The organism is Bacteroidota bacterium (assembly GCA_016713925.1).
Lineage (GTDB): Bacteria > Bacteroidota > Bacteroidia > AKYH767-A > OLB10 > JAJTFW01.
Genome location: JADJOH010000008.1, coordinates 1,132,224 through 1,155,858, shown reverse-complemented (window position 1 = coordinate 1,155,858; position 23,635 = coordinate 1,132,224). Strand labels below are relative to the sequence as shown.

General features: G+C 43.3%; 21 protein-coding genes and 1 pseudogene. 10 read left to right on the top strand and 12 right to left on the bottom strand.

Annotated features, from left to right (window positions below; genetic code table 11):
* The first annotated feature begins 188 nt into the window (after nt 1-188).
* On the top strand, nt 189-629 hold the full coding sequence (locus IPJ86_18700) for a response regulator (protein ID MBK7889247.1): 441 nt from the start codon (nt 189-191) through the stop codon (nt 627-629).
* On the opposite strand, the gene IPJ86_18695 is transcribed toward IPJ86_18700, so the two are convergent.
* From IPJ86_18695 to IPJ86_18680, 4 genes are all read right to left on the bottom strand, one after another.
* Nucleotides 630-1,073: a nucleoside deaminase gene (locus tag IPJ86_18695; GenBank protein ID MBK7889246.1), complete on the bottom strand. Its 444-nt coding sequence runs from the start codon at nt 1,071-1,073 to the stop codon at nt 630-632.
* Nucleotides 1,074-1,282: 209 nt separating this feature from the next.
* Entirely contained in the window at nt 1,283-1,594 is a 312-nt protein-coding gene (locus IPJ86_18690; GenBank protein ID MBK7889245.1) for a T9SS type A sorting domain-containing protein, read from the bottom strand.
* 137 nt (nt 1,595-1,731) lie between these two features.
* Nucleotides 1,732-2,103, bottom strand: coding sequence for a hypothetical protein (locus IPJ86_18685; protein MBK7889244.1), 372 nt, complete (start codon nt 2,101-2,103; stop codon nt 1,732-1,734).
* Nucleotides 2,104-2,159: 56 nt separating this feature from the next.
* Nucleotides 2,160-2,810 carry a hypothetical protein gene (locus IPJ86_18680; protein ID MBK7889243.1) on the bottom strand — a complete coding sequence of 217 codons (651 nt, stop codon included), beginning with the start codon at nt 2,808-2,810 and terminating at the stop codon, nt 2,160-2,162.
* A gap of 380 nt (nt 2,811-3,190) precedes the next feature.
* Here IPJ86_18680 and IPJ86_18675 point away from each other — a divergent pair, with 380 nt between their 5' ends.
* The 6 genes from IPJ86_18675 to IPJ86_18650 all read left to right on the top strand — a co-directional run bounded on the left by IPJ86_18675 (nt 3,191) and on the right by IPJ86_18650 (nt 11,339).
* Nucleotides 3,191-3,670 (top strand): IPExxxVDY family protein, encoded by a 480-nt coding sequence (locus tag IPJ86_18675; protein ID MBK7889242.1) that lies wholly within the window; start codon nt 3,191-3,193, stop codon nt 3,668-3,670.
* Complete coding sequence (pyk, locus tag IPJ86_18670) at nt 3,667-5,100, top strand: pyruvate kinase (GenBank protein MBK7889241.1); 1,434 nt, start codon at nt 3,667-3,669, stop codon at nt 5,098-5,100. Before IPJ86_18675 ends, pyk begins: the two co-directional genes overlap by 4 nt.
* 146 nt (nt 5,101-5,246) lie before the next feature.
* On the top strand, nt 5,247-6,293 hold the full coding sequence (locus IPJ86_18665; protein MBK7889240.1) for a M42 family metallopeptidase: 1,047 nt from the start codon (nt 5,247-5,249) through the stop codon (nt 6,291-6,293).
* A gap of 228 nt (nt 6,294-6,521) precedes the next feature.
* Nucleotides 6,522-7,241 carry a hypothetical protein gene (locus IPJ86_18660; GenBank protein MBK7889239.1) on the top strand — a complete coding sequence of 240 codons (720 nt, stop codon included), beginning with the start codon at nt 6,522-6,524 and terminating at the stop codon, nt 7,239-7,241.
* Nucleotides 7,210-8,460, top strand: coding sequence for a T9SS type A sorting domain-containing protein (locus IPJ86_18655; GenBank protein ID MBK7889238.1), 1,251 nt, complete (start codon nt 7,210-7,212; stop codon nt 8,458-8,460). The genes IPJ86_18660 and IPJ86_18655 overlap by 32 nt, the downstream gene beginning before the upstream one ends.
* 29 nt (nt 8,461-8,489) lie before the next feature.
* Entirely contained in the window at nt 8,490-11,339 is a 2,850-nt protein-coding gene (locus tag IPJ86_18650) for a VCBS repeat-containing protein (protein ID MBK7889237.1), read from the top strand.
* 550 nt (nt 11,340-11,889) lie between these two features.
* Here the strand turns inward: IPJ86_18650 and IPJ86_18645 are convergent.
* Nucleotides 11,890-13,137, bottom strand: a complete 1,248-nt coding sequence (locus IPJ86_18645; GenBank protein ID MBK7889236.1) for an ABC transporter permease — start codon at nt 13,135-13,137, stop codon at nt 11,890-11,892.
* A 188-nt stretch (nt 13,138-13,325) separates the two neighbouring features.
* On the opposite strand from IPJ86_18645, the gene IPJ86_18640 reads away from it, so the two are divergent.
* Together IPJ86_18640 and IPJ86_18635 are read left to right on the top strand one after the other, a co-directional pair.
* Nucleotides 13,326-14,189 (top strand): RnfABCDGE type electron transport complex subunit D, encoded by an 864-nt coding sequence (locus IPJ86_18640; GenBank protein MBK7889235.1) that lies wholly within the window; start codon nt 13,326-13,328, stop codon nt 14,187-14,189.
* Nucleotides 14,190-14,223: 34 nt separating this feature from the next.
* On the top strand, nt 14,224-15,810 hold the full coding sequence (locus tag IPJ86_18635) for a DUF2330 domain-containing protein (GenBank protein MBK7889234.1): 1,587 nt from the start codon (nt 14,224-14,226) through the stop codon (nt 15,808-15,810).
* Here IPJ86_18635 and IPJ86_18630 read toward each other — a convergent pair.
* From IPJ86_18630 to IPJ86_18605, 6 genes and pseudogenes are all read right to left on the bottom strand, one after another.
* Entirely contained in the window at nt 15,788-16,015 is a 228-nt protein-coding gene (locus tag IPJ86_18630) for a hypothetical protein (protein MBK7889233.1), read from the bottom strand. The genes IPJ86_18635 and IPJ86_18630 overlap by 23 nt on opposite strands.
* Before the next feature lie 47 nt (nt 16,016-16,062).
* On the bottom strand, nt 16,063-18,111 hold the full coding sequence (locus tag IPJ86_18625) for a M13 family metallopeptidase (protein MBK7889232.1): 2,049 nt from the start codon (nt 18,109-18,111) through the stop codon (nt 16,063-16,065).
* Between the two features lie 37 nt (nt 18,112-18,148).
* Nucleotides 18,149-18,481: a hypothetical protein gene (locus IPJ86_18620; protein ID MBK7889231.1), complete on the bottom strand. Its 333-nt coding sequence runs from the start codon at nt 18,479-18,481 to the stop codon at nt 18,149-18,151.
* Complete coding sequence (locus IPJ86_18615; protein ID MBK7889230.1) at nt 18,482-20,173, bottom strand: thioredoxin domain-containing protein; 1,692 nt, start codon at nt 20,171-20,173, stop codon at nt 18,482-18,484.
* Nucleotides 20,174-20,213: 40 nt separating this feature from the next.
* Nucleotides 20,214-20,426, bottom strand: coding sequence for a hypothetical protein (locus IPJ86_18610; GenBank protein ID MBK7889229.1), 213 nt, complete (start codon nt 20,424-20,426; stop codon nt 20,214-20,216).
* Between the two features lie 243 nt (nt 20,427-20,669).
* Nucleotides 20,670-21,946: pseudogene (locus IPJ86_18605) on the bottom strand (tyrosine--tRNA ligase).
* Nucleotides 21,947-22,151: 205 nt separating this feature from the next.
* On the opposite strand from IPJ86_18605, the gene IPJ86_18600 reads away from it, so the two are divergent.
* Complete coding sequence (locus IPJ86_18600; GenBank protein ID MBK7889228.1) at nt 22,152-23,147, top strand: NAD-dependent epimerase/dehydratase family protein; 996 nt, start codon at nt 22,152-22,154, stop codon at nt 23,145-23,147.
* A 61-nt stretch (nt 23,148-23,208) separates the two neighbouring features.
* On the opposite strand, the gene IPJ86_18595 is transcribed toward IPJ86_18600, so the two are convergent.
* The gene (locus tag IPJ86_18595; protein MBK7889227.1) at nt 23,209-23,574 is read right to left on the bottom strand and encodes a DUF983 domain-containing protein; all 366 of its coding nucleotides are present in this window, start codon (nt 23,572-23,574) and stop codon (nt 23,209-23,211) included.
* Nucleotides 23,575-23,635: the final 61 nt, after the last annotated feature.

The window sequence follows — 23,635 nt, the reverse complement described above, 5'->3', positions numbered from 1 at the left end:
GCTATATGCCGACTGTTCCTGTTTAATACCCTCCCATTAATTTGTAAGAAATGCAAGGTTTCCTGCAAGATCAATGTAAGACAATTTTACTTTTTACTCAACCGCGAGGCGGGGACTGCGTTTCAAACCCTATCCAACCTTCCAGCACCAGACCAACAAAAAAAAGAAAGAACACAGAAGAGAAAAAAATGAGCAGCCAGATCTTGAGTCAAAGTACCGCAGAGAAAAAAAGTACCCCCGGGAAGGAAAAGTACCAGTCAGTAATGTTAATCGATGACAATTCGCTTGATAATTTCATCAACAAAAAGATGATTGAGTCGAATGGATTCGCAGAGAATGTCGTTACTTACCAGGAAGCCAAGGAAGCATTAACCTTTTTGAAAACCGCCACCGAATCTACCTGGCCGGAAATCATATTCCTGGACATCATGATGCCGGAAATGGATGGTTTTATGTTTCTTGACGAATTCGAAAAACTGCCTGAAAACCAACGCATGAAAATTAAAATCGTCATGCTTTCCACTTCAGAGAGTTTCAGGGATTTGAACAGAGCCAACAAAAACCCGTTTGTGCGGAAATTCCTCAACAAGCCACTTACGCAGCAGGTTTTACAAGCTATTAACGTATAATCAGCGTTTCGATTTAAAGTACGCTGTTAACAGGGCCGCGCAATCTTCTGCCAACACACCACTTTTCACCTGGGTGGCAGGGTGCAGGACATGATCTCCACCAGAAACGGAAGAGTAGCCTCGTTTTTCATCACTGGCCCCATACACAATTCGGGAAATCTGTGTCCAGAAAGCGGCACCGGCACACATCAGGCAGGGCTCGAGTGTAACATACAAGGTACAATCTTTTAAATACTTCCCTCCCAATCCATTTGCTGCTGCTGTAAACGCCATCATTTCCGCATGGGCAGTAACATCATTTAGATGCTCTACCAGATTATGTCCGCGGGCAATGATTCTACCATTTGCAGTAATCACCGCTCCAATCGGCACTTCATCCCTTTCCAAGGCAACCTTCGCCTCCGAGAGTGCAGCACGCATGAAATATTCATCATCAAGTAACATGCTGCAAAGGTAAGCTTTTGAGAACGGGATACGATTCAACAACTGCCGGTAGTTTTACAAATTATCAATCCTGCCTCATTACTACCGTTCGTGAATCCAAACTTGATGGGCCGCAGATTTATTAGGATTTTTATGATTTGTTATGATAAACCGCCGCGATCGCTGCGAAACCTCCGCGATCGCCGCGTTTAAATATTAATTTTATGTGACTAAAATTTGACAACCTTCGACGAAACACTTTCCGAATCAGTAATAAGATTGACCAGATAAACCCCATTCGCCACCGCATTCATCGGTATCTCTCCCGTGACATACCCTCCCGCTATCACCTCCACCTTCTTCTCAAACACCAACCTCCCTTCCAAATCAAACAACCGCAAACTCCCCGTTCTCCCTTTGAGTTTGGAGGCGTTGACGTGAATCATATTCCACTCGCTATTATACCATGCCTGAAAAAACAACTCCTGCTCCGGTACATTATCCTCCACACCCACACTCAGCGTATCACAAGGCGAGCCCACCCAGGCACCGAGTTCGTAATCGGGGTTGTTGGGGAGGCCGTAATAAGTTCTGGCGCCACCTAGGTAAAAGCTGAAGGGTTGAAAATCGCAGGCGAGGCCAAGTGAATCGGGTTGGTTGATGACGGAGAGGTTGGAGTTTATGGTGAGTATGCTGTACTGGTATCCGGATAGGGCCCAAAATTTTCATCAAATGTGGAAATATAAATTTTATCGTCAGGTGCTTTAAGTATTGACCAAACACCCATATTCGGATCATTAAAAACACCTACGGCGACTTTGGAGTTAGCAATATTACTTGCTGTTAAATCATATTGCCAGATAGTAGATGGCTGCGTGCTAATTGAGGCTTCACAAACATATAAAAACCTTTCATTGGGTGAAAAGGCGCAACTTGTTAATACCAATGGAAATGGCCCGGGTCCCTCCGGTTGAATTGCAGTAAAAGAAGTAATCAGTCCGGTACATCTGTCAAAATCGCAGAGTTGAATTAAGCCTGCTATTGAAACCATTGCAAATTTGCTCCCATCAGTATTAAAAACTAAATGACCTAAGTTGGTTTTATGATCTAATCCAGTATTCTGGTTGAATGGCCCTGAAATACCCTTGAAGGGTCTTTTAAATAATAAAAGTATGCGTTAGTGGGAGTCGTTGCATTAGGTGCAAACCATCGCTGAAAAATCAACCACCAATCTCTGCCATTACCGTGGCGAACAGCCATCAAGGCATCAAATGCCGGAAGATTATTTAGCATTACATTTTTTTGGATGACAATTCCGCTATCATTATTTGCTTTGTAATTTGCTCTTGAATAATATAATCCGAAAGGGCCACTTGAAGTGACGCTGGCTGAAAAAATATAAAGCAAGGAATCATTGTCAGGGTTTGGAATTATCAATCGTTCATGATACCAACCTCCCCCATACATGTAATTCCCATTTTCCATCATTAAATGATATTTATTAATTGCTACACCGTTAACAGGAATCAAGAGGTCTTTACGATATACATAGCAAACAATACCGTTACTATCAGAAATTGAACTTACACACCCTCGTGCATCAATTGCAGATTTAAACTGTGTGATTGCACCTGTCGAATTCCAACTTATCCCTGCACTATCACCAAAAATCCAAGTGTTGTTATTAAACTGTGCGAACACCTTCCCGCCACCAAAAACCGCAGTCATCAAAAGCAAAGCGCAAAAGAAATTTTTCATCACAATAAAATTAGGGAATAACCTTGAAAAACCGGTCGGTCATTAAAATTCTGACTAGCCAATGCTGTAGGTTAACCGCATAGGCGCAAGGAATGCGCGGCGGACGCTTGGGTTTATCATTATAACATCATTTAACCCCAAAGCCGGTAGCTGGAAGTGAGGGAGGCGTCGCTCCCCATCACGAGCAAAAGTCTAATTCTCCGAAGGAGACTTCCGCAAGCAATGGGGAGTAGCAGCTCCTCACAAAAGCAAAAAATACTTTTGATATACAAATAGCTGTAAATCAGCAACAACACTTTGAACTTTCTACTGTTAAGAACTCCGGACTACGGGCTAATTTTTCGTTGTTTTAAAGGGCACCCTTTCTCTACTTTTGAGACGTGGCAAAAAAACAGACATTTACCTTAGACTTTAAGCCGGATTATGATTTCCTGCTCTTAGGGATTTTCTGTGCCTATCGCGATTATAAATTATGTGCTGAACTTAACCGGTATTTACTCTACAATTTTGAAAAACTTCCGGATCTGGAAATAAAGCCGGATAACAAGGGGACCACTTGTCTCTTTCCTTACTTTTTTTATTTAAACGAAGATGAAGAGGAAGTGTATCTGATCTCCAATAAAGGAAATAAATATTATTTTATTCCCGAGTTGAAACAATGCGATTATTTTTTGGTTATTAAAAATTATAGCCGATATACCACCATTGAAGAACTCGAACGTAAAATCCGATTTATAAGTTTAGTGAGCAGTACCTTTGAAATTGAACCGTCCGGATTAAAATCGGCGGAAAACTTTCTCTATCTGGAACCCTATATTGACAAAGACGGGGAAAAACCAAAACTCCCACCAGTAAAATGATCATCAACCGATACAATCGAACTAAGATAGTTGCCACCATTGGTCCTGCCAGCATTAACGAGGAAACTCTTGAAAAAATGATTTTTGCCGGGATGGATGTCTGTAGAATTAACAGCTCTCATGGTGATTATGCCATGATGGAAAAAATCATCCACACCATCCGTGATCTCAACAAAAAACTAAATGCACATATCGCCATTTTATTCGACCTGCAAGGACCGAAAATTCGTATCGGCGACTTGCTCGAGAAAGATATCGTATTGAAAAACGGAGATGAGCTTTTATTAAACCATCATGAGGTGCCGGGCAGCAGCACGGAGGTTTTTATAAAATATCCGCACTTTTATCAGGATGTAAAAATCGGTGATACCGTGCTGGTGGATGATGGCAAAATTGAATTAGAAGTGACTGAAATTTTACCGGATGAAAAAGTAAAAACAAAAGTCATCCATGGCGGACCTTTGAGCAGCAGAAAAGGTGTTAACCTTCCCAATACGCTGATCTCACTGCCGAGCCTTACCGAAAAAGACCGAAATGACCTCGATTTTGCATTAAAGCACGATGTAGAATGGATCGGTCTCTCGTTTGTGCGAAAACCGGAAGATGTGATTGAGTTGAAGAACATCATCAAGTCCCGTAACAGCATGACACGGGTCATTGCCAAGATTGAAAAACCGGAAGCGGTGCTGAATATCGATGCCATCATTCAGGTGAGTGATGGGGTGATGGTGGCCCGCGGAGATCTGGGTGTAGAGATGGCGATGGAAAAAGTGCCGGTGATACAGAAGTCCATCGTAAAAAAATGCAATGCAGCGGCCAAGCCGGTGATCATTGCTACCCAAATGATGGAAAGCATGATTGTAAATTACCGTCCCACACGTGCCGAAGCCAACGATGTGGGCAATGCTGTTTTCGACGGCGCCGACGCGTTGATGCTGAGTGCTGAAACCTCTGTGGGTGTATTTCCTGTTGAGACGGTGAGCGCGATGCAAGGCATCATCAGTGAAGTGGAAGATCAGGACTCCATTTATTTCCGTGAACATGCGCCTGCCAATGATTCCCCGAATTTCATTCCGGAAAACATCTGCTATATCTCTGCCGTGATGGCCAAGCAAACCGATGCTTCCGCTATAGTGGCCATGACGCATTCCGGTACCACTGCTTTTAAGATAGCCGCTCACCGGCCAAAAGCCTTCATCTATATCTTCACCGACAATCGTCCACTGCTCAACACCCTGAATCTGGTATGGGGCATTCGGGGCTTTTACTATGATAAGTATGAAAGTACAGATGTCACTATTTCGGATATTAAAAAATACCTTGTCGACAAAGAGCTGGTTCAGCAAGGACATTATATCATACATATTGCGAGTACCCCCCTTCAGGAACGATCAACCGCTAACACTATAAAACTCACCAAAATCGAATAACTGTCCTGGCAATTTTAGATGACTTATTGTGCCCGGTTGTTCATCCTGTTCCATTCCCTTGTATACCTGTTTCTTAATAAAAAAAGAGGACTCCCCTTTCCGGGTTTAAGAATAAAATATACCTTAGTCCTCTCTAATTTAACACTATGAATCTTTCTCTTCTAAAACTTATTTGCGAAACACCGGGCGCACCGGGGCATGAAAACCGTATTCGTGAAATCGTACAAAAAGAAGTAAAGTCACTTGCAGATGAAGTGAGCATCGACAAGATGGGCAATCTGACGGCTATCCGCAGAGGAAAGGACCGCACCAAAGTGATGGCGGCGGCACATATGGATGAGATTGGTTTTATCGTGACTCATATTGATGACAAGGGCTTTCTACGCTTTCATACATTAGGTGGATTCGATCCAAAAACATTGACAGCTCAACGCGTCATCGTACATGGGAAGGAAGATGTGGTTGGAGTCATGGGATCCAAACCGATACATTTAATGACGCCGGAAGAACGAAACAAAGCACCACAAATACAGGATTATTTTATTGACCTCGGACTCCCAAAAGCGAAAGTGAACAAGATCATTTCTGTTGGAGATCCGGTCACCCGCCAGCGGGAATTGATTGAAATGGGAAATTGCGTCAACTGCAAATCCATTGACAACCGCGTTTCTGTTTTTATATTGATAGAAGCATTGAGGAAGCTGAAGGGGAATATTCCCTATGATTTCTATGCCAGTTTCACGGTCCAGGAAGAGGTCGGATTGCGGGGCGCATCGGTGGCCGCACATCATATTGAGCCTGATTTCGGCATCAACCTCGACACCACCATCGCCTTTGATACTCCCGGAGCACGTCCGCAGGAAATGGTGACGGAATTGGGCAAAGGAGCCGGCATAAAAATTATGGATTCCAGCACCATTTGTGATACCCGAATGGTGGATTTCTTAAGAAAAACCGCCGACAAGCATAAAATCAAATGGCAATCGGAGATTTTGCCTGCCGGGGGCACTGATACAGCAGGACTTCAGCGCAATGGAAAAACCGGAGCTATTGCCGGTGCTATCAGCATTCCTACCCGACATATTCATCAGGCCATAGAAATGGCAGATAAAAGTGATATTCAATGCTGTATTGACCTTTTGGCACATAGCTTAAAGGATATCCATTCTTATAATTGGAAAGTCTGGAAATAAGTTGTCGGTTTTTGATCAATTTCCACCCTATTTACTCAGTTTAAGGACCTGTTAAAAACAGACGTTACAACATTGTTCTTCAGCGTCGGAAGTGCCCATTTTTAAAACTTTTTTTATTCCTGTAATCTTTTAACGAAAAGAGTGACTTCTGTAAATAGTTTTCCTTAATTTTCCCGAAAATCTGTAACGAAAGCGATCGCAAATTCGTATATTTTCAGAGTGACCAACATGAAAAAGAAAATTCCATACCTCACGGCCCTGCTTGTCGTCGTAATTCTTCTACGTTTTTCGTTTCCGGGAAAAACGAGTAACCCCTTTCATTCACCAGAAGAAATATCCTTTTTCAAATCCTATATGCAAACCCCACTTGATTCGGGAGAGTATTTTTCACTTCCACAAAATTGCAAGGGCTGCCATGGGTTTGATTCTCTTGGAGCAGCCAATGTGGACCTCAACGGAATGGATGTAAATCTCTATGACGATTGGGAAACTTCCATGATGGGACTTGCGGCTGTTGATCCCTTCTGGAGAGCTAAGGTGAGTCACGAAGTATTGGTGAATCCCTCGCATGCGAATGAGCTTCAAAATTTATGCACGAAATGCCATGCCCCACTCGGACATTACACGGCTTTCTACAAAGGACAACCTCACTATACGCTGGCTGATCTTGCGATTGACTCGCTCGGGCAATCGGGAGTTTCCTGTCATAGTTGCCATGGAATAAAAGATTCTTCCAGTCTTGGTGTTTTGTTTACAGGACAGATTCCTTACGATACCAATCGCGTAGTTTACGGTCCGTTTCCGGGTCCATTTATCGGGCCTATGCAATTGTATGTTTCGCTATTGCCTTCTTACGGTCCTCCATTTATCAGAGAGCAAATCCTGTTCTCCCTGTCACACTTTAATTTCAAATACAGTGGATCTCACCGGAACTCCAACCGGAGGTAGTTTTGTAGAGCAGGCCACGTATCATGAGTATCTTAATTCTGATTATCCCACAGGACAGCAAATGACCTGTCAGACTTGCCATATGCCCAAAATTGAAGATCCGATAAAGATCGCGAACGGATACGTTTCATTGTTGGGAAGAACGCCATTTAACCTCCACACTTTTGCAGGAGCCAATACGTTCATGGTTCAATTGATAAAAGACAATAAAATCAGTCTGGGAGTAACTGCACCTGATAAAAATTTCGATTCCACACTCAAAGCAAATACCACTTTGTTACGAGAGCAAACGCTCGACCTTGTTTCAACCTATGACTCTGCTGTAGGAGACACGGCTTATTTTAACATCAGCCTACTCAATAAAGCCGGACATAAATTTCCGAGTGGATATCCCTCCAGAAGAGCCGTTCTTCAATTCATCGTATTGAAAGCAAATGGAGACACTTTATTTTCTTCAGGAATATTCGACAGTAATTTTGAAGTGGCCAATATTGACACCATACTGGAGCCGCATCATGATGTGATCAGGAGCAGCAGCCGTACGCAGGTTTATGAAATGGTGATGGGAGATGTAAATGGCGACCGGACAACGGTTTTAGAAAGAGCGGCCGTACAACTCAAAGACAATCGACTTCCACCTTTGGGCTTCACCACCTTACATCCTGTATACGATACCTGCAAAATTGTGGGTGACGCAGAATTTGATTCCGACTTCAATAAAATTTCAGGAATCGAAGGTAGTGGTGCTGATATCGTGCATTATCATGTTCCTTTAGATGGATATATCGGCGACCTTACGGTTTATGCCAATGTGTATTACCAGACCTTACCACCGGCCTTTCTTTCAGAGATGCAGCAATTCAGCTCGGCAGAAATCGATACTTTTCTGAACATGTATGCCAATGCCAATAAAAACCCCATCTTAATTGCATCCGATACGTTAAACAATATTAACATTCCGGTAGGTATTGCTTCCACAACATCTCCTGCAGCGATAAAGATCTGGCCAAATCCAACGAAAGACGGCATTGTCCATATTGAATCATCCACCTTAAACGTTGAAATAGAATGCTTTAAAGCAAATGGAGAAAGAGTATTGGCTCCCTTCAGGAACTCAACAAAAAGGTTTAACTTGACACTCCCTGACCAGCCGGGTATTTATTATCTTGTCTTCAGAAAAGGCAATGAAAAAACCCTGAAAAAAGTAATCAAATATTAAACAGAAATCCGAAACAATATACTCCTTAAATGAAAAAACTCTATTCACTCCTCTTTGTAACTTCACTATTGATATCCACAGGTATCAATGCTCAGGTTACATTCAAGAATCAAAATGTCAAGCTGACCAATGGCACCATAAAAAGTGGTAATTGTCTGGCTGTAGTTGACTGGAATTTTGATGGACTTGACGACATTATCCGCCTGGACGATGGCAGAATCTGCTATGTAGACGTGCAGCGCACCAACAATCAATTTCAAACCATTTATCTCGGAACCTTTAGTTCATCCGCAGGCTGGGCATGGGGTATGGCTGTTGCCGATTTAGATCACAATGGATTTATGGATGTAGCGGCAGGTGCTTATGGACCGGCTGTGCGGATATTAATGACAGATAACACCGGAACTACCGCTACACTTGTCAGCATACCCAACTCCAGTTTCTTTGTACAAAACATGACCTTCGCTGACTTCGACAACAACGGATGGGTTGATCTTTTCGTTTGTGATGACAATGCCATGAGTCATGTTTACATCAACAATGGAACAGGTACCTTAGTTGAATCATTCACTACAATAAATTTTGATGTCACCGGAACAGATGATAGCGGAAACTATGGCAGTGTCTGGACTGATTTTGATAACGACGGCGACCTTGATTTATACATTGCCAAGTGCAAGCAGGGTGTAACAAATCCTGCTGATGGCAGAAGGATCAATGTCATGTTTGTCAATGACGGCAATAATAACTTTACAGAAGATGCCGCTGCGTATAATATCAATGTCGGCTGGCAAACCTGGACAGCTTCCTTCGGAGATATTGACAATGATGGTGATTTAGATTTATTAGTCACCAATCACGATCATGCCAGTCAGATTCTTGAAAATGACGGTACCGGACATTATACCGACATTACTGCCAATAGTGGTTTTAATGTTTCTGATATCACTCCTGTTGAAAGCACGATGGAGGATTTTGACAACGATGGATTTGTAGATTTACTTATTGCCGGTTCCTCTAACCGCTATTTCCACAATAACGGAAATAAAACATTTACAAAAATCGAAGGGCTGTTTAATACCAATGACATGCTTTCTTTTGCAACCGGAGATTTAAATCACGATGGATTAATTGACCTGTACACCAGCTATGGGGATGCCTACAACAATCCTTCTAATATTGATGATGTGTTATGGATGAACAACACCCGCAACAACAATCATTTTATTACCATCAATTTACTTGGCACGATCAGTAATAAAGGTGCTATCGGAGCCAGAGCATTAATTTATGGATCATGGGGAACACAGATTCGCGAAGTAAGAGCCGGTGATAACTATGGAACAACAAATACAGCCATGTTACATTTCGGTCTTGGCACTTCTACCACCATTGATTCCATTGTAGTAAAGTTCCCCAGCGGAATTACGACAACAGTAATTAATCCACAAGTGGATCAGTTCATGACGATCATTGAAAATGATTGTGTTTCTCCTGTAGCAAGTGTCACTTATAGTCAGACAAACAATGTAATTTGCACAGGGACTACAGAAACGCTTACCGCCACTACTGCCGGTTTAGGTTATTTATGGAATGATGGAAGCACGTTACAAACGCTAAACATTACAGCAGGTGGTGAATATAATGTAGAAGTCAGCGCAGCAGGAAATAATTGTAAAGCCATCTCCCCTACATTTATCATTGAACAGGATCCTGATCAAACACCTGTAATTACAGCCACCGGTGAAACAGAATTTTGCAATGGCAGTTCAATAACTTTGCAATCACAAACCTATGGTGCAAGTAGTTTTACCTGGTCAAATGGTGACTTCACGCCGTTTACTACTATTACACAAACCGGTGTCTACACATTAACCATACAGGGATTCTGTGCGCAATTTACCTCTACGCCCATTTCTGTGACTGTACATGTAGTACCTGACCCAACAACCAATAATGTGACAATACAAGGTCCCGGATCAGCCACATTAAATGCAACAGGAACGGTGATCAACTGGTATGATTCATTGAATGCAACTACACCTATTTTTACAGGACCCACTTTTACCACACCCGTACTTACTGCACAAACAAACTACTGGGTAGACAACTCTGAAAAATATAATGCCGGAACATTTAATACAGGATTATTTGTACCATCAGGCAATACCCAATTCAGTGCGAACACGACCAATGCACGCATGTTCTTTGATGTGATTAAACCCTGCACACTTAAAACGGCTAAAGTGTATACTGATACTCCGGGCTTGCGCAGAATAGAATTAAGAAACAGCGCGGATAGTTTACTGCAATTTATGGATGTAACCATTGCTCCGGATTCTCAGGTGATTACATTAGATTTCGTATTAAGTCCGGGTACAGACTATTATTTAACTACGGATGCCACTTTCAATCAGGCCATCCCGGGTTGGGGAAATATTTCACCACGACTGAAAAGAAATTCAGTTGGTGTGAGTTATCCCTATTCCATTCCCGATGCGATTAATTTAACCGGCAATAATTTCGGAGGTCAGTATTATTACTACTTCTACGACATCAGTGTAGAGAAGACCGGATTAACCTGCACCAGTAACAAAGTTCAGGTGACGGTTGATATCAGCACTACAGGTCTGCAGAGTATTGATGCCTCAGGCATTCAACTCTTCCCGAATCCTGCGAACGAAATCCTCAACATCCATCTCCAGCAGCCGGGAGAGGTACTTGTCAACCTATATGATGCAACAGGAAGAAGGGTGTCCAACAATACGTTCAACAATTTGCAAAACACGTTATCGCTATCCGGATTACAACCGGGAGTCTATACGGTTGAGTTAATGAAATCCGGAAATCGTTACCAGCAAAAATTGATTAAGTACTAAATAGTAGTTAAGGTTAAAAACATCAGGGGAGACTAAACATCTCCCCTTTTTTTATGGATAGAAATCTTATGCGATTGTTCCTGATTTAAGCACTGGAGTTAGAAGGCTAATTTCAAGAGAAAATTTTGTGCAAAAAAAAAGAAAAGAAATAACGTCGGAGTGAAGATGATTATTTCTTCGTCATAAGCCCTGTAGGGGCGGTATCTCTGTAACCGACAAACTCGCCTTTCCTTTCAACCGCCGGCAGCCGACCAAGGTCGGCTGCCGGCATAGGGGGAGAAGATGATATTCTTATTTACAGAGATACCGCCCCTACAGGGCTTGTACATCGAAGAGCTCATATCAGGTCTCAGGTAAGACTTATCAAGCGTGTTATACCATAAGACACTTCTAATTTACAGCATCATACTGATTTTCTAATACTAGTAAAACCATCTGTTTTTTCTGTGGAACTAAGGAATATTAGTTAAGGTTAAATGCATCAGGGGAGATTAAAAATCCCGCCATTTTTCATTGGTAGAAATCTATTGCTATTAATAGAAACACTACTCTACCCATTCGCCCGTATGGCTTCCACCGGATCGAGACGAGAAGCAGAAGCGGCGGGAAATAATCCGCTGATGACTCCGATGATAGCAGAGACGCTCAATCCCATTATCACATTCTTCAATGACAATGACATCTCAAAACCGGAGCCACTTGCCAGGAGGGTCACGAAGTACACCAGCAGCAGACCCAGCACGCCGCCGAAGAGGCAAAGGATAACAGCTTCAGTGAGGTACTGAACGAGTATAAAATAGTTTTTAGCTCCCAGTGATTTTTGAATACCGATGATGGGAGTCCGTTCCCGCACTGATACAAACATAATATTAGCAATACCAAAACCACCCACGAGAATACTAAAGCCCCCAATGATTCCACCCACCAATGAAATCACATCAAACAACTGACCCACCTGAGCGGAAAGCAATTTCGTTTCATTCAATGCAAAATCATCTTCTTCTACGGGACGCAATCGTCGGATCGCCCGCATATGCCCTTTCAATTCGTCGATAAGTTCCGCGTTGGTCACATTCGGTTTTGCTTTCACCATGATCATCGGTCCGGAGCGATCGGTGCGGATATCAATAAACTTACGGCCATAATTCACGGGAAGCACTACTGATTTATCATGACTATTCCCGATCATACTCTCGCCTTCTTTGGCAAACACGCCTACAATTTTAGCTTTGCGCCCCTTCACGGTGATCGGTTTATCCAATGCAGAAATAGAAGGATATAAATTGGCAGCCACTTCAAAGCCCACTAACGCCACCGGATAACCGCCATTCGATTCCGCTTCCGTAAAATACCGGCCATCGTACAAATCAAATCCTGAAATTTTTTCATAATCATGACTCACCAGGCTGACATCACAATTCTCCACCACATTCCCTTCCCACTTTAAAGTCTGGCCATTTAAAAAAGCCATAAACGCCATATTCTCTGCCAGCTGAGAGCGATCCTTTAATTGCGTCAACTCATCGATGGTGGGAAGCGGGCGTTGCCAGTACTTCCACCAGGGGTAGTCGCCACCAAAAGCCCATGGCCATTTCTGCACATAAACGGTATTATTTCCTAATTTTTCTACGCTTCCCTTCACACTATTTTCCATGCTATCCACGGCGGTGAAGACCGTGATAATTGCAAAGATGCCGATCGTCACACCCAGCAATGATAAAAACGTACGCAGTTTATTTACAACCAACGCATGCCATGCCATGATGATACTCTCTCTGATCAATCTTAAAATCAACATACGATTATTCTTCTTGCAAGTGAGTTTATTTATGGAAGTCCGCCACTTTATTAAGTCGGGTATTCCGCGACGCTAAGTTAAGCGAAGGAAGTCTTCTTCCGGGTCATGGTGCCCTAAAATGCAGATTTTTCTTTCCGGACGGTATGGAATTCCTGTCGGCACTACATCTACCTTCAAAATTCTTCCATATGCTCACAACAATAAGATCGGGAACTTCCCGATGGATTGCTGATTACAGCTCCGACGCAAGACATTATCAACTCACCTTCTTATTCATCTTTCTCCTGACCGGACTTTTCGCCCTCAACTGGTCGATGCCGGGATGGCAAATTCCCCTAACATTCCTGATAGCATTAACGACACAACTGGCCGGTATCCTTCTCCTTCGACTGCCCATTCACTCCTTAAAAAGTGCGTTGATCACCTCTTTTAGCTTATGTCTGCTGTTTCGGAGCGATCAAACCACAGTAGTAATTCTGGCCGCATTTATCGCTATTTCGTCAAAGTTCTTTTTCAAAACCAATGGTAAGCACTTCTTCAATCCGGCCAACGTAGGCATATGCGCCACCATCTTAATAACCGGTCAGGGGTGGATATCACCCGGGCAATGGGGAAGTGAAGGCATTTGGTTATTCTTAGTAGGCATCCTGGGTTTTCTTGTTGTCACCCGAGCCAACCGACTGGAGTTAGCGTTAAGTTTTATCGCCGCTTATGGAGGAGCTTTTCTGATACGAATGCTCTTATGGCAAAACTGGCCGGTGGATGCCCTGACACATTTATTTACCAGCGGATCGTTGTTACTCTTCACTTTTTTTATGATTACCGATCCGGCCTCTACTCCTTCCCATAAAATTGTACGCATAATCTGGGCTTTTTCCGTCGGACTTCTCGCCTTCTATTTACAAGCCTACCATTGGGTCAACGGATCACCGTTATGGGCCTTATTTCTGCTTTCGCCTTTGACATCTGTACTGGATTATTTCTTCAAGGGCGAGCGATGGACCTGGCAGGATCGGATACCGGAGAAAATTACCACAGCCCCTGCTTTATAACTCTTAACAAAACACATCTAAAAATAAATCTATCATGAATAAAAAAAACCTCCTATTGGCATTGCTGTTCCTCCTCACACAACAGCAGGTGCAAGCCTTTTGCGGCTTCTATGTTGCAAGAGCAGATGCAAAATTATTTAACAAAACCTCACAAGTCATCCTCGTGAGAAACGGAGACCGAAGCACAATAACTATGAGTTCCGATTTCCAGGGCAATGTTTCTGATTTCGCCATGGTGATTCCTGTTCCAACAGTACTACAGCGAGAAGATATCAAAGTGGTGGAGCGACGCATTTTCGATCAGTTTGATGCTTACTCCGGGCCCCGACTGGTAGAGTACCATGACCAGGGACCATGCCAGCGCATGTACTTGAACGAGAGCGTACAGGCAGCGGCTACCATGAAGAGCAGAGCTCCTGTAAGTGACAGCGAGATGTCGAGAGAAGAAGACATGTATAGAGTAGCTGTGGTGGCACGATATACCGTTGGAGAATATGACATACAAATTCTCAACGCACAGGAATCAGGAGGATTGGAGAGATGGTTAAATGATCATGGGTATAAAATTCCGGATGGAGCCCGTGAAGTACTGGAACCTTATATCAAAAGCAATATGAAATTCTTTGTGGTAAAAGTAAATCTGGAAGAGCAGCAGCGCTTGTCGAGTCAGATTCTGCGACCATTGCAAATCAGTTTCAATTCGCCCAAGTTCATGCTTCCGATTCGTTTAGGGATGGCGAATGGAGAAGGGAATCAGGACATGATCATCTATGCATTTTCACAAAAAGGAAGAATAGAAACCAGTAACTACCGCACGGTAAAAATGCCCAGCGACCGTAATGTTCCGATATTTATTAAAGATCATTTCGGAAAGTTCTATACGGATCTGTATAAAGAGAATATTCGCAGGGAAGGTTACGACAATATATTTCTTGAATATGCCTGGGACCTCAGCGGACAAAATTCAGTGAAGTGCGATCCTTGCCCGAGTCAGCCGCCTCTATACAATGAAATAACCGAAGCGGGAGTGAACTGGTTACAATCGGGAGGATGGAGCGGCTATACGGGACAGTTATTCTTCACCCGATTGCACGTGACGTATAACAGAAGAGACTTTCCTCAAGACCTTATCTTTCAGGAAACTCCTAACCGGGAACAATTTCAATGTCGCTATATCTTAAATCATCCGGCACCTTACATCAATGATTGTCCGGAATGGGGATCCTATCAGGAGCAAAAAATTCAAAGCAGGAAAAACGAGTTAAGAGAACTGGCAACACTCACCGGTTGGGATGTGAGCCGGTACAGGGAATATCCGTCTTATTTTCAGGGGTACAGGGCACCGCAACCTCCGGATGGCAAGACAGGATCAATTCATCAAGAGAATAAAAATCAAAAAACAAAACCTTTCCGTCCACAACCGACTGAGCTTGTGCCGTCTGAAAATGATCCGATTGGAAGTAACGATGTGAAATTACCCGATTCCATTGCAGCCATCAGTCAGGATGATTTCGTCATGCAGGATGAATCCGAACAGGGGGAGAAAAAAGATCTATCCTATGGCTTTGTTGCCCTCGCTGCGATTACAGGATTATTCCTCATGCACAGGAAAAAGCCGTAGTGACAGGTCGCGACCTGTCATGACGGGCCGGTGGGGTGGTCGCGGTGACAGGTCGGGTGGTAGTGACAGGTCGGGTAGTAGTGACAGGTCGGGTGGTAGTGACAGGTCGCGACCTGTCTTTACCAGAGACAGGTCGTAGTGACAGGTCGCGACCTGTCATGACGGGCAGGTCGGTCCGTAGTAGAGACAGGTCGCGACCTGTCATTACCAGAGACAGGTCGGGTGATAGAGACAGGTCGCGACCTGTCACTACTACCAGATATTCACCCGAAGGCTATCCGGACGAAACATCGGATCACCTTCTTTTATATTGAAAGCTTTGTGGAATTCGGGGATATTGGCGAGGGGTCCATTGATACGAAGGAAATTCGGAGCATGAACATCCGTCATGATGCGCATCGCTAATGTCTCATCGCGCATATGTCCTAACCAACTCAGTGCATAGCCGAGGAAATAACGCTGATCAGGAGTCATGCCATTGATGAGTTTACCGGATTTATACTGTTCCGTTTTCTTGAATGCTTCATAGCCGAGTACAACGCCACCGAGGTCGGCAATATTTTCACCTTGAGTAGCTTCGCCGTTTACAGTTAAACTATCTAACACTTTAAATTCATCAAATTGCTTCACAATCAGCTTAGCTCTTTTATTGAATTCCATCTCGTCATTTGAATTCCACCAGTTACGCAAATTTCCTTTCTCATCAAACTGCCGCCCCTGATCATCAAAGCCATGGGTAAGTTCATGACCGATTGTCGATGCACCTGCATAACCATATATAATCGCATCATCTGCCAATGAATCCGCAAGACCCGGAATAATAAATATAGCAGCCGGCAATACGATTTCATTATTGGAAGGATTGTAATAGGCATTGTACGTCTGAGGAGTCATTCCCCATTCTGTACGATCCACGGGCTTACCCAATTTCGCTACTTCATAATCATGAGCCCAGACATGGCTTCGCAAAATATTCCCGGCGTAATTATTCCTTTCTATTTGCAGCGCGGAATAATCCTTCCACTTATCCGGATAAGCGACTTTCGTTGTAATTGAATTCAACTTCACCAACGCCTTTTGCTTTGTAGAATCCGACATCCAACTCAACATATTTATACGATCCCGATATGCTTCAAGAATATTATTGGTAAGATCCTGATAACGTTGTTTAAATGCAGGAGAAACATATTCCTGAACATACAATTGTCCGAGCAGATCACCTATAGAATTTTCCACTTCAACCACTACTCTCTTCCATCTCGGACGTTGTTCTTTGACTCCACTCAATACCGTGCGATAAAACTTGAAATTCTGATCATCAAATGGCTTACTGAGATAGGCCGCAAAAGTATTTACCAGTTGCCAGCGCAGATACACTTTCCAGTCTTCGATGGGATAGGCTTTCAAACTCTTCTCTACCTCACGGAAAAATTCAGGTTGACCGACGATCACGGAATCTACATTTTTAATATGCATCCCTTCTAACATCGACTTCCAGTCAATGGAAGGAGTCAGGGAATTCAATCCATCGACCTGCATTTTATTGTAATTCAAATACGGATCACGGAGGTCTTCGAGTTTTCTGGAAGCTTTTGCAAGCGTAGTTTCAATTTTCATGATAGTAGCAGCATTCGACTTAGCCTTTACACTATCTTCTCCCATTAACTTAAACATGGCGGCCAGATGAAGTACATATTCATTACGGATCATCTTAGTCCGGCTATCAGTATTAAAATAATAGTCGCGGTCCGGTAAGCCAATTCCGCCCTGATAAAAATGCAGCGCCTGTTGTTCACTGGCTTTCTCATCCTGAAAAATATATGCACCGAAAACAGGCCCAACACCATAGGTCTGATGCAGCGCAATCACCTCTCCAAGCGACTTCAAATCCTTTATCGCATCTATGCGTTGCAAGTCGGCATTCAAAGGAGTAATACCTAATTTATCAATGGTAACGGTATCCATACCCGAAAAATAAAAATCGCCAATTTTTTGCTCGTTACTACCGGCTGCTGATTTCTTTTCTGCCGCTTCCTCACTCACTTTTCGCATGCGGTTATACGTCTCTTCCTGCACTAAACTCCAGATACCCCAGGAATTTTCAGCGGTGGGAATGGGATTATTCTTCAACCAGGTACCACAGGCATAACGGAAAAAGTCGTTGCCGGGAGAGAGACTGGTATCTCTGTTTTCCAATAATGGATCTGCAAAGGCGAGGGCCTCTTTATCTTTTTTAGGGCCGTTACAAGAGGTGAATAGTATTCCGACAATAGCAATACTTACCCATAGGTTTTTTTTCATAGTATCATTTAAGAGCGACCAAAGGTAATTCAAAACTTTAATCCTGAATCAGCAAGATCGCTTCGGCTGAAGAAAATACAGGTTGCTGACACGATTGATTCCTGCAAACATAAATACCAGTTTTTCCGGCAACAAAACGGTGCTCCAGCAAAGCGATGGAAGAAGAAGATACACCGGCTGCTATTACACTCGTTGGGAGATAATTCCGCAGTATTTCTCTTAATTTTATTGCAGCATCATCTCCGCAAATGGCGACTTCCGTGCCCTGTTCCAATTCCAAAAACACCCTCGCCCACCGGCTATGCCAGGGTGTAGCACGCACGACCTCGTCTTTCATCTGCACCAGCATCTTCCTGTACAATGTTTCCATTCATATATCACCATTAATCCCCGACAAACCCAGCAAATTATGCGACATAACAGCATTCGAAGAAGGAATAACATTATCCTGCACTTCGTGTTTTCGGGCAATTAATTTTTCAGCTCTTGAAGAAGTAAACCAAAACAAACCGGAATCTTTGTCATGAAACTCTTCCATCGTCGTTTGTGTAAGACGAGAGGCCAACTCCAGGTAAGAAGTTTCCATTGTCACCGAATAAAGCGAAATAAATGCATCAATGACAAAAGCATAATCTTCCAGAAATCCATCAACTGTAGCCATCACTTCTCCATTCACTTCCTTCGCACTATGCAGTAAGTGCGCATCGTTCTTCAGGAAGACCTTCTCTATAAACGATGCAGCATTGATCGCAGCGTTTAGATATTCTTCCTTCTGCAATGCCGCATACCCATCGAGATACCCGGAAATCATGAGGGCATTCCAGGAACAGAGCATTTTATTATCCAGTCCGGGACGCACTCTGCCGGAACGCCGCTGAAATAATTTTTCTTTGATCGTGAAAATACGTATATTCAATTCGGATAAACTCAAACCAAAACGTCCGGCAATTTCTTCATCGCTATTCTTCCGAAGTGGAATATATACATCATGTTCCCAATAGCCCTGCTCATTAAAATTAAAATATTCGCTTGCCAACTTAAAATCATCTCCGGTTACCTCCTGCACTTCATCGATCGTCCAGCAATAAAACTTTCCTTCTACTCCTTCACTATCTGCATCAAGCGCTGAATAAAATCCACCGGTTACCGAGGTCATTTCGCGCGCGATAAATTCCAGTGTCTCTGTGATAATATCCTGATACAATTTATTTCCTGTCAGTTTAAAGGCATCTGAATAAAGCGAGACCATCTGCGCATTGTCGTAGAGCATCTTTTCAAAATGCGGTACCTTCCAGGTCATGTCTGTACTATAGCGGGTAAAACCTCCTCCCACCTGATCATAAATACCACCGAATGCCATTTTACTCAATGTCATCTTCACATAATCTATAGCATCTGCATCTTTCCGTATAAATGCTGCTGCCATTAAATAGCGATAACTATCGGGAAGTGGAAACTTCGGCGCACGCAACATACCTCCTTCTTCCCTATCCCATTGTTTCGCCCAACGTTGAAGCAGTTCCGCATGGTCAGGAAAAGAACGATCGGCATTATCCGGTACCAGAACAACTTTACTGATCTTATTCACACCTTCCGTCAGTTCGTTGGCATACTCCGTACACTTGTCGGGATCATTTCGAAAAAAAGCGGCAACCTTCAGCAAACTGGTTCGCCATTGTTCCTTTGGAAAGTAAGTACCTCCATAAATAGGACGCTGATCGGGCAGGGTGATCACATTCAAAGGCCATCCCCCTCTACTCGTCATCAACTGTACGGCATCCATATAAATCTGATCGATATCCGGACGTTCTTCGCGATCGACTTTAATACATACGAAGGACTTATTCATCACAGTCGCCACTTCTTCGTCTTCAAAACTTTCATGCTCCATCACATGACACCAGTGACAGGCGGAATAACCAATACTCACAATAATGAGTTTATTCTCCTCCCGCGCTTTATTCAGGGCTTCCTCCCCCCAGGGAAACCATTGCACCGGATTATACGCATGCTGGAGCAGGTAGGGAGATGTGGAATGAATAAGCGCATTCGGAATTTTCATTCTGTATAGGGGTTAGCGAGGGTTAAAACAATCGGAGGATTCAATTATCAAGACCTTTCTTCTTCCGCCATAAAAACATAAATCCAACTCCCAGAATAATACCCACTGAAAAAACAATATTGGTCAATAAGGAATGAGTATCCTGTGTTGTCAGTTCACCACCACCTCGACGTAATTTATAAATTCCATAGGAGAGTACTGAACCACCTCCTACTGAGAGGAGAACGATAATAACACGACGGAGAGGAGACATGGGAGGGAGGGATATACGGTTGGGATACTGTTGATATACTGTTGATATACTGTTGGGTGATGGTTGGGAGATGGTTGGGAGACGGTTGATATACTGTTGGGAGACGGTTGATATACTTTTTGGATACGGTTGATATATTGTTGGGATACGATTGGGATGCGGTTGATATACTGTTGGGAGACGGTTGATATACTGATGAGAGATGGTTGGGCTACTGTTGGGATACAGTTTAATGAACCGATTTCAATTTGCGATGATGAGGTAATAATTTTTCTTGCCTTTTTGGATGAGCAGATATTTATTTTGCAGGAGATCAGTGGCTGTTTGTTGTGCATTGGGATCACTGACTTTTTGTTTATTGATACTCACACCACCGCTTTGCACCAACTTCCTTGCTTCACCGCGAGAGGGAAATATACCGGATTTATCAGCGAGCAGATCCAAAAGAGCGATGCCGGCTTCCAAATCTGACTTTGAAATATTGACTTGAGGGACTCCTTCGAAAACACTGAGCAGGGTATCTTCATCCAATTTGCTTAGCGCTTCTGTTGGTGCATTTCCAAAGAGAATCTCAGAGGCTTCCATTGCTGCATTATAATCCTCTTCACTGTGCACTCGTATCGTGACTTCTTTAGCGATGGCTTTCTGCAACAGGCGAAGATGCGGTGATTGATCATGGGCAGATTCCAGGGCTTCCACCTCTGCCTTAGTCATAGTAGTAAAAATGCGGATATAATTTTTACTGTCTTCGTCAGAGCTATTCATCCAGAACTGATAAAATTTATAGGGAGATGTTCTTGCAGGATCAAGCCAGATATTTCCACCTTCCGTTTTTCCGAATTTAGTTCCATCGGCTTTTTTTATCAGCGGAGTGGTTAAGGCGAACGCTTCGCCGCCTTCCATTCTCCGGATCAGTTCAGTGCCGGTAGTAATATTCCCCCATTGATCAGAACCGCCCATCTGTAATTTCATATCCAGATGCTTCCACAGGTAGTAAAAGTCATATCCCTGCACCAACTGATAGCTGAACTCTGTAAACGAAATACCGGTCTCCATTCTGCGCTGGACACTGTCCTTCGCCATCATATAATTAATAGTAATATGCTTGCCTACATCTCTGATAAAATCAAGAAAGGAAAAGTTTTTAAATAAGTATTAGTTATTAACGATCATCGCCTGAGATGGTCCGGCAGAGAAATCAAGAAATTTTTCAAGTTGTTTGCGCTGGGCATTCAGATTAATTTGCAACTGTTCTTCATTCAGCAAATTCCTTTCAGCGGATTTACCGGAAGGATCACCTACCATTCCGGTAGCACCTCCCACCAAGGCAACCGGCTGATGACCACAGCGTTGGAAATGCAACAAGGTCATTACCTGTACCAGATTCCTACACCCAGTGAATCTGCAGTTGGATCAAATCCAATATAGCCTTTTACAGGTCCTTTGCTGAGCATTTCCTCAGTACCCGGCATGATGTCCTGCAGCATCCCCCGCCATTTCAGTTCTTCAATAAAATTCAGTGGTTGCGGTAATGTCATAGCTCTATTCCTTAATGGCTTTTATATCCTGATTTGGTCCGCTGCAAATTTACATATTACGAATACGCGAAGGGTCTTCGTCAGGGTTTCTTTATCATTAGGGAATCGTACAAATTTTACACAGCCGAAGTTCCCTCCTGCCCCGCCGGAAATATATTTGCCTACCCGAATGCACTATCTTTGTCCAATGATTTTAGTTACAGGAGGAACCGGCATGATTGGCGCCCGCCTGCTTTATGCCATCCTCTCTGAAGGCCATACCGTTCGGGCATTGAAAAGAAAGGGAGCGAGCACGAGGTTTTTTGATCAGTACCTCAGCCAAAAAGATCAATTTAGTGCTCAAATTGAATGGCTGGAGGGAGACTTGCTCGACCTGGACACATTAGAAAGGGCATGCGAAGGCATAGATACCGTTTTCCACTGTGCTGCCATGATCTCTTTTATTCCCAAAGAAGCGCAAAAGATGGAGCGGGTGAATATAGAAGGAACAGCAAATCTTGTAAATTTATGTCTCGAAACCACGAATTTCCGTTACTTCTGTTTTGTAAGTTCTGTAGCCACACTGGGCCGGAGTTCCGGAGATCAACAATTAGATGAACATTCGCATTGGGACCCCACCACACATCCTTCGAACTATGCGATCAGTAAATATGGTGCGGAGAGGGAAGTCTGGAGAGGAGTAGCCGAAGGATTGCCCGGAGTCATGGTTAACCCAAGCATTGTGTTAGGACCTGGTGATTTTAATAAAGGCAGTTCCGAACTATTTAAAAAGGTAGCAAATGGTTTTCCGTTTTATACAGAGGGTGTAAGCGGGTTTGTTGATGTAAGAGATGTTTGTGACGCCATACTTTTTTTATGGAAGAAGAACAAGACCGGTGAACGCTACATTCTCAATGCAGAAGACTTAAGTTTCAAAAAGCTCTTTGAGAAAATAGCAGCCGGACTCAAAGTTAAAGCCCCTTCCATAAAGATTCAATCCTGGATGACTTCACTCGTCTGGCCTATAGACTTTATCCGTTGTAAGCTCACCGGTGGCAAGCCATTCATCACAAGGGAAACGGCACGATCAGCGCGCAGCCGGTTTCATTATTCAGCGGAAAAGATAAAAGCGGAAGGTTTTCAATTCAGGAGTATAGATGAATCTATTGCATTCACACTTCCCTTCCTGAGAAAACAAAGCTGATCCCTATTTCTGTAAATCGTCGAATGCAGATCACATTAACTGCCTTTAAGTACTTTCTTCCTCAGTTCCGGATCATACTTAATGAAAAATTCAACCAGATAGCCCGGGATGTCCGGAAAGTATATGGGGCCAGTGCGGCTAAGACGATGGTCAGCATGATGATAAAAAACAAAGTACCCTGCTCCCAGGAGAAGAGATAATGGGCAATGAACACAGCCACGGAAACGGCTACCGTAAAAGCATAACTCACATACATCGCCCCATAAAAATAACCCGGCTCGGGGATGAAATTGAGATTGCATTTCGGGCAATGGGTGTACATATTTGCAGTTTCTTTTAAATGATAGGGATTCATATCCGCGTACATATCTCCCTCCAGACAACGGGGACATTTATGAAAGAAGGAACTTTTCAGTTTGTTCAGCATAACTATAGATAAGGCTACAAAGGTCGTGAACTTTGAGGAGTGATTAAGTAACTAAGGTTAC

Excerpts from the sequence above, each read along its gene's own strand:
- IPJ86_18700 (MBK7889247.1), top strand. The coding sequence starts at position 189 with ATGAGCAGCCAGATCTTGAGTCAAAGTACCGCAGAGAAAAAAAGTACC.
- IPJ86_18695 (MBK7889246.1), bottom strand. The coding sequence starts at position 1,073 with ATGTTACTTGATGATGAATATTTCATGCGTGCTGCACTCTCGGAGGCG.
- IPJ86_18685 (MBK7889244.1), bottom strand. The coding sequence starts at position 2,103 with ATGGTTTCAATAGCAGGCTTAATTCAACTCTGCGATTTTGACAGATGT.
- IPJ86_18680 (MBK7889243.1), bottom strand. The coding sequence starts at position 2,810 with ATGAAAAATTTCTTTTGCGCTTTGCTTTTGATGACTGCGGTTTTTGGT.
- pyk (MBK7889241.1), top strand. The coding sequence starts at position 3,667 with ATGATCATCAACCGATACAATCGAACTAAGATAGTTGCCACCATTGGT.
- IPJ86_18665 (MBK7889240.1), top strand. The coding sequence starts at position 5,247 with ATGAATCTTTCTCTTCTAAAACTTATTTGCGAAACACCGGGCGCACCG.
- IPJ86_18660 (MBK7889239.1), top strand. The coding sequence starts at position 6,522 with ATGAAAAAGAAAATTCCATACCTCACGGCCCTGCTTGTCGTCGTAATT.
- IPJ86_18650 (MBK7889237.1), top strand. The coding sequence starts at position 8,490 with ATGAAAAAACTCTATTCACTCCTCTTTGTAACTTCACTATTGATATCC.
- IPJ86_18645 (MBK7889236.1), bottom strand. The coding sequence starts at position 13,137 with ATGTTGATTTTAAGATTGATCAGAGAGAGTATCATCATGGCATGGCAT.
- IPJ86_18640 (MBK7889235.1), top strand. The coding sequence starts at position 13,326 with ATGCTCACAACAATAAGATCGGGAACTTCCCGATGGATTGCTGATTAC.
- IPJ86_18635 (MBK7889234.1), top strand. The coding sequence starts at position 14,224 with ATGAATAAAAAAAACCTCCTATTGGCATTGCTGTTCCTCCTCACACAA.
- IPJ86_18630 (MBK7889233.1), bottom strand. The coding sequence starts at position 16,015 with ATGACAGGTCGCGACCTGTCTCTACTACGGACCGACCTGCCCGTCATG.
- IPJ86_18625 (MBK7889232.1), bottom strand. The coding sequence starts at position 18,111 with ATGAAAAAAAACCTATGGGTAAGTATTGCTATTGTCGGAATACTATTC.
- IPJ86_18620 (MBK7889231.1), bottom strand. The coding sequence starts at position 18,481 with ATGGAAACATTGTACAGGAAGATGCTGGTGCAGATGAAAGACGAGGTC.
- IPJ86_18615 (MBK7889230.1), bottom strand. The coding sequence starts at position 20,173 with ATGAAAATTCCGAATGCGCTTATTCATTCCACATCTCCCTACCTGCTC.
- IPJ86_18610 (MBK7889229.1), bottom strand. The coding sequence starts at position 20,426 with ATGTCTCCTCTCCGTCGTGTTATTATCGTTCTCCTCTCAGTAGGAGGT.
- IPJ86_18600 (MBK7889228.1), top strand. The coding sequence starts at position 22,152 with ATGATTTTAGTTACAGGAGGAACCGGCATGATTGGCGCCCGCCTGCTT.
- IPJ86_18595 (MBK7889227.1), bottom strand. The coding sequence starts at position 23,574 with ATGCTGAACAAACTGAAAAGTTCCTTCTTTCATAAATGTCCCCGTTGT.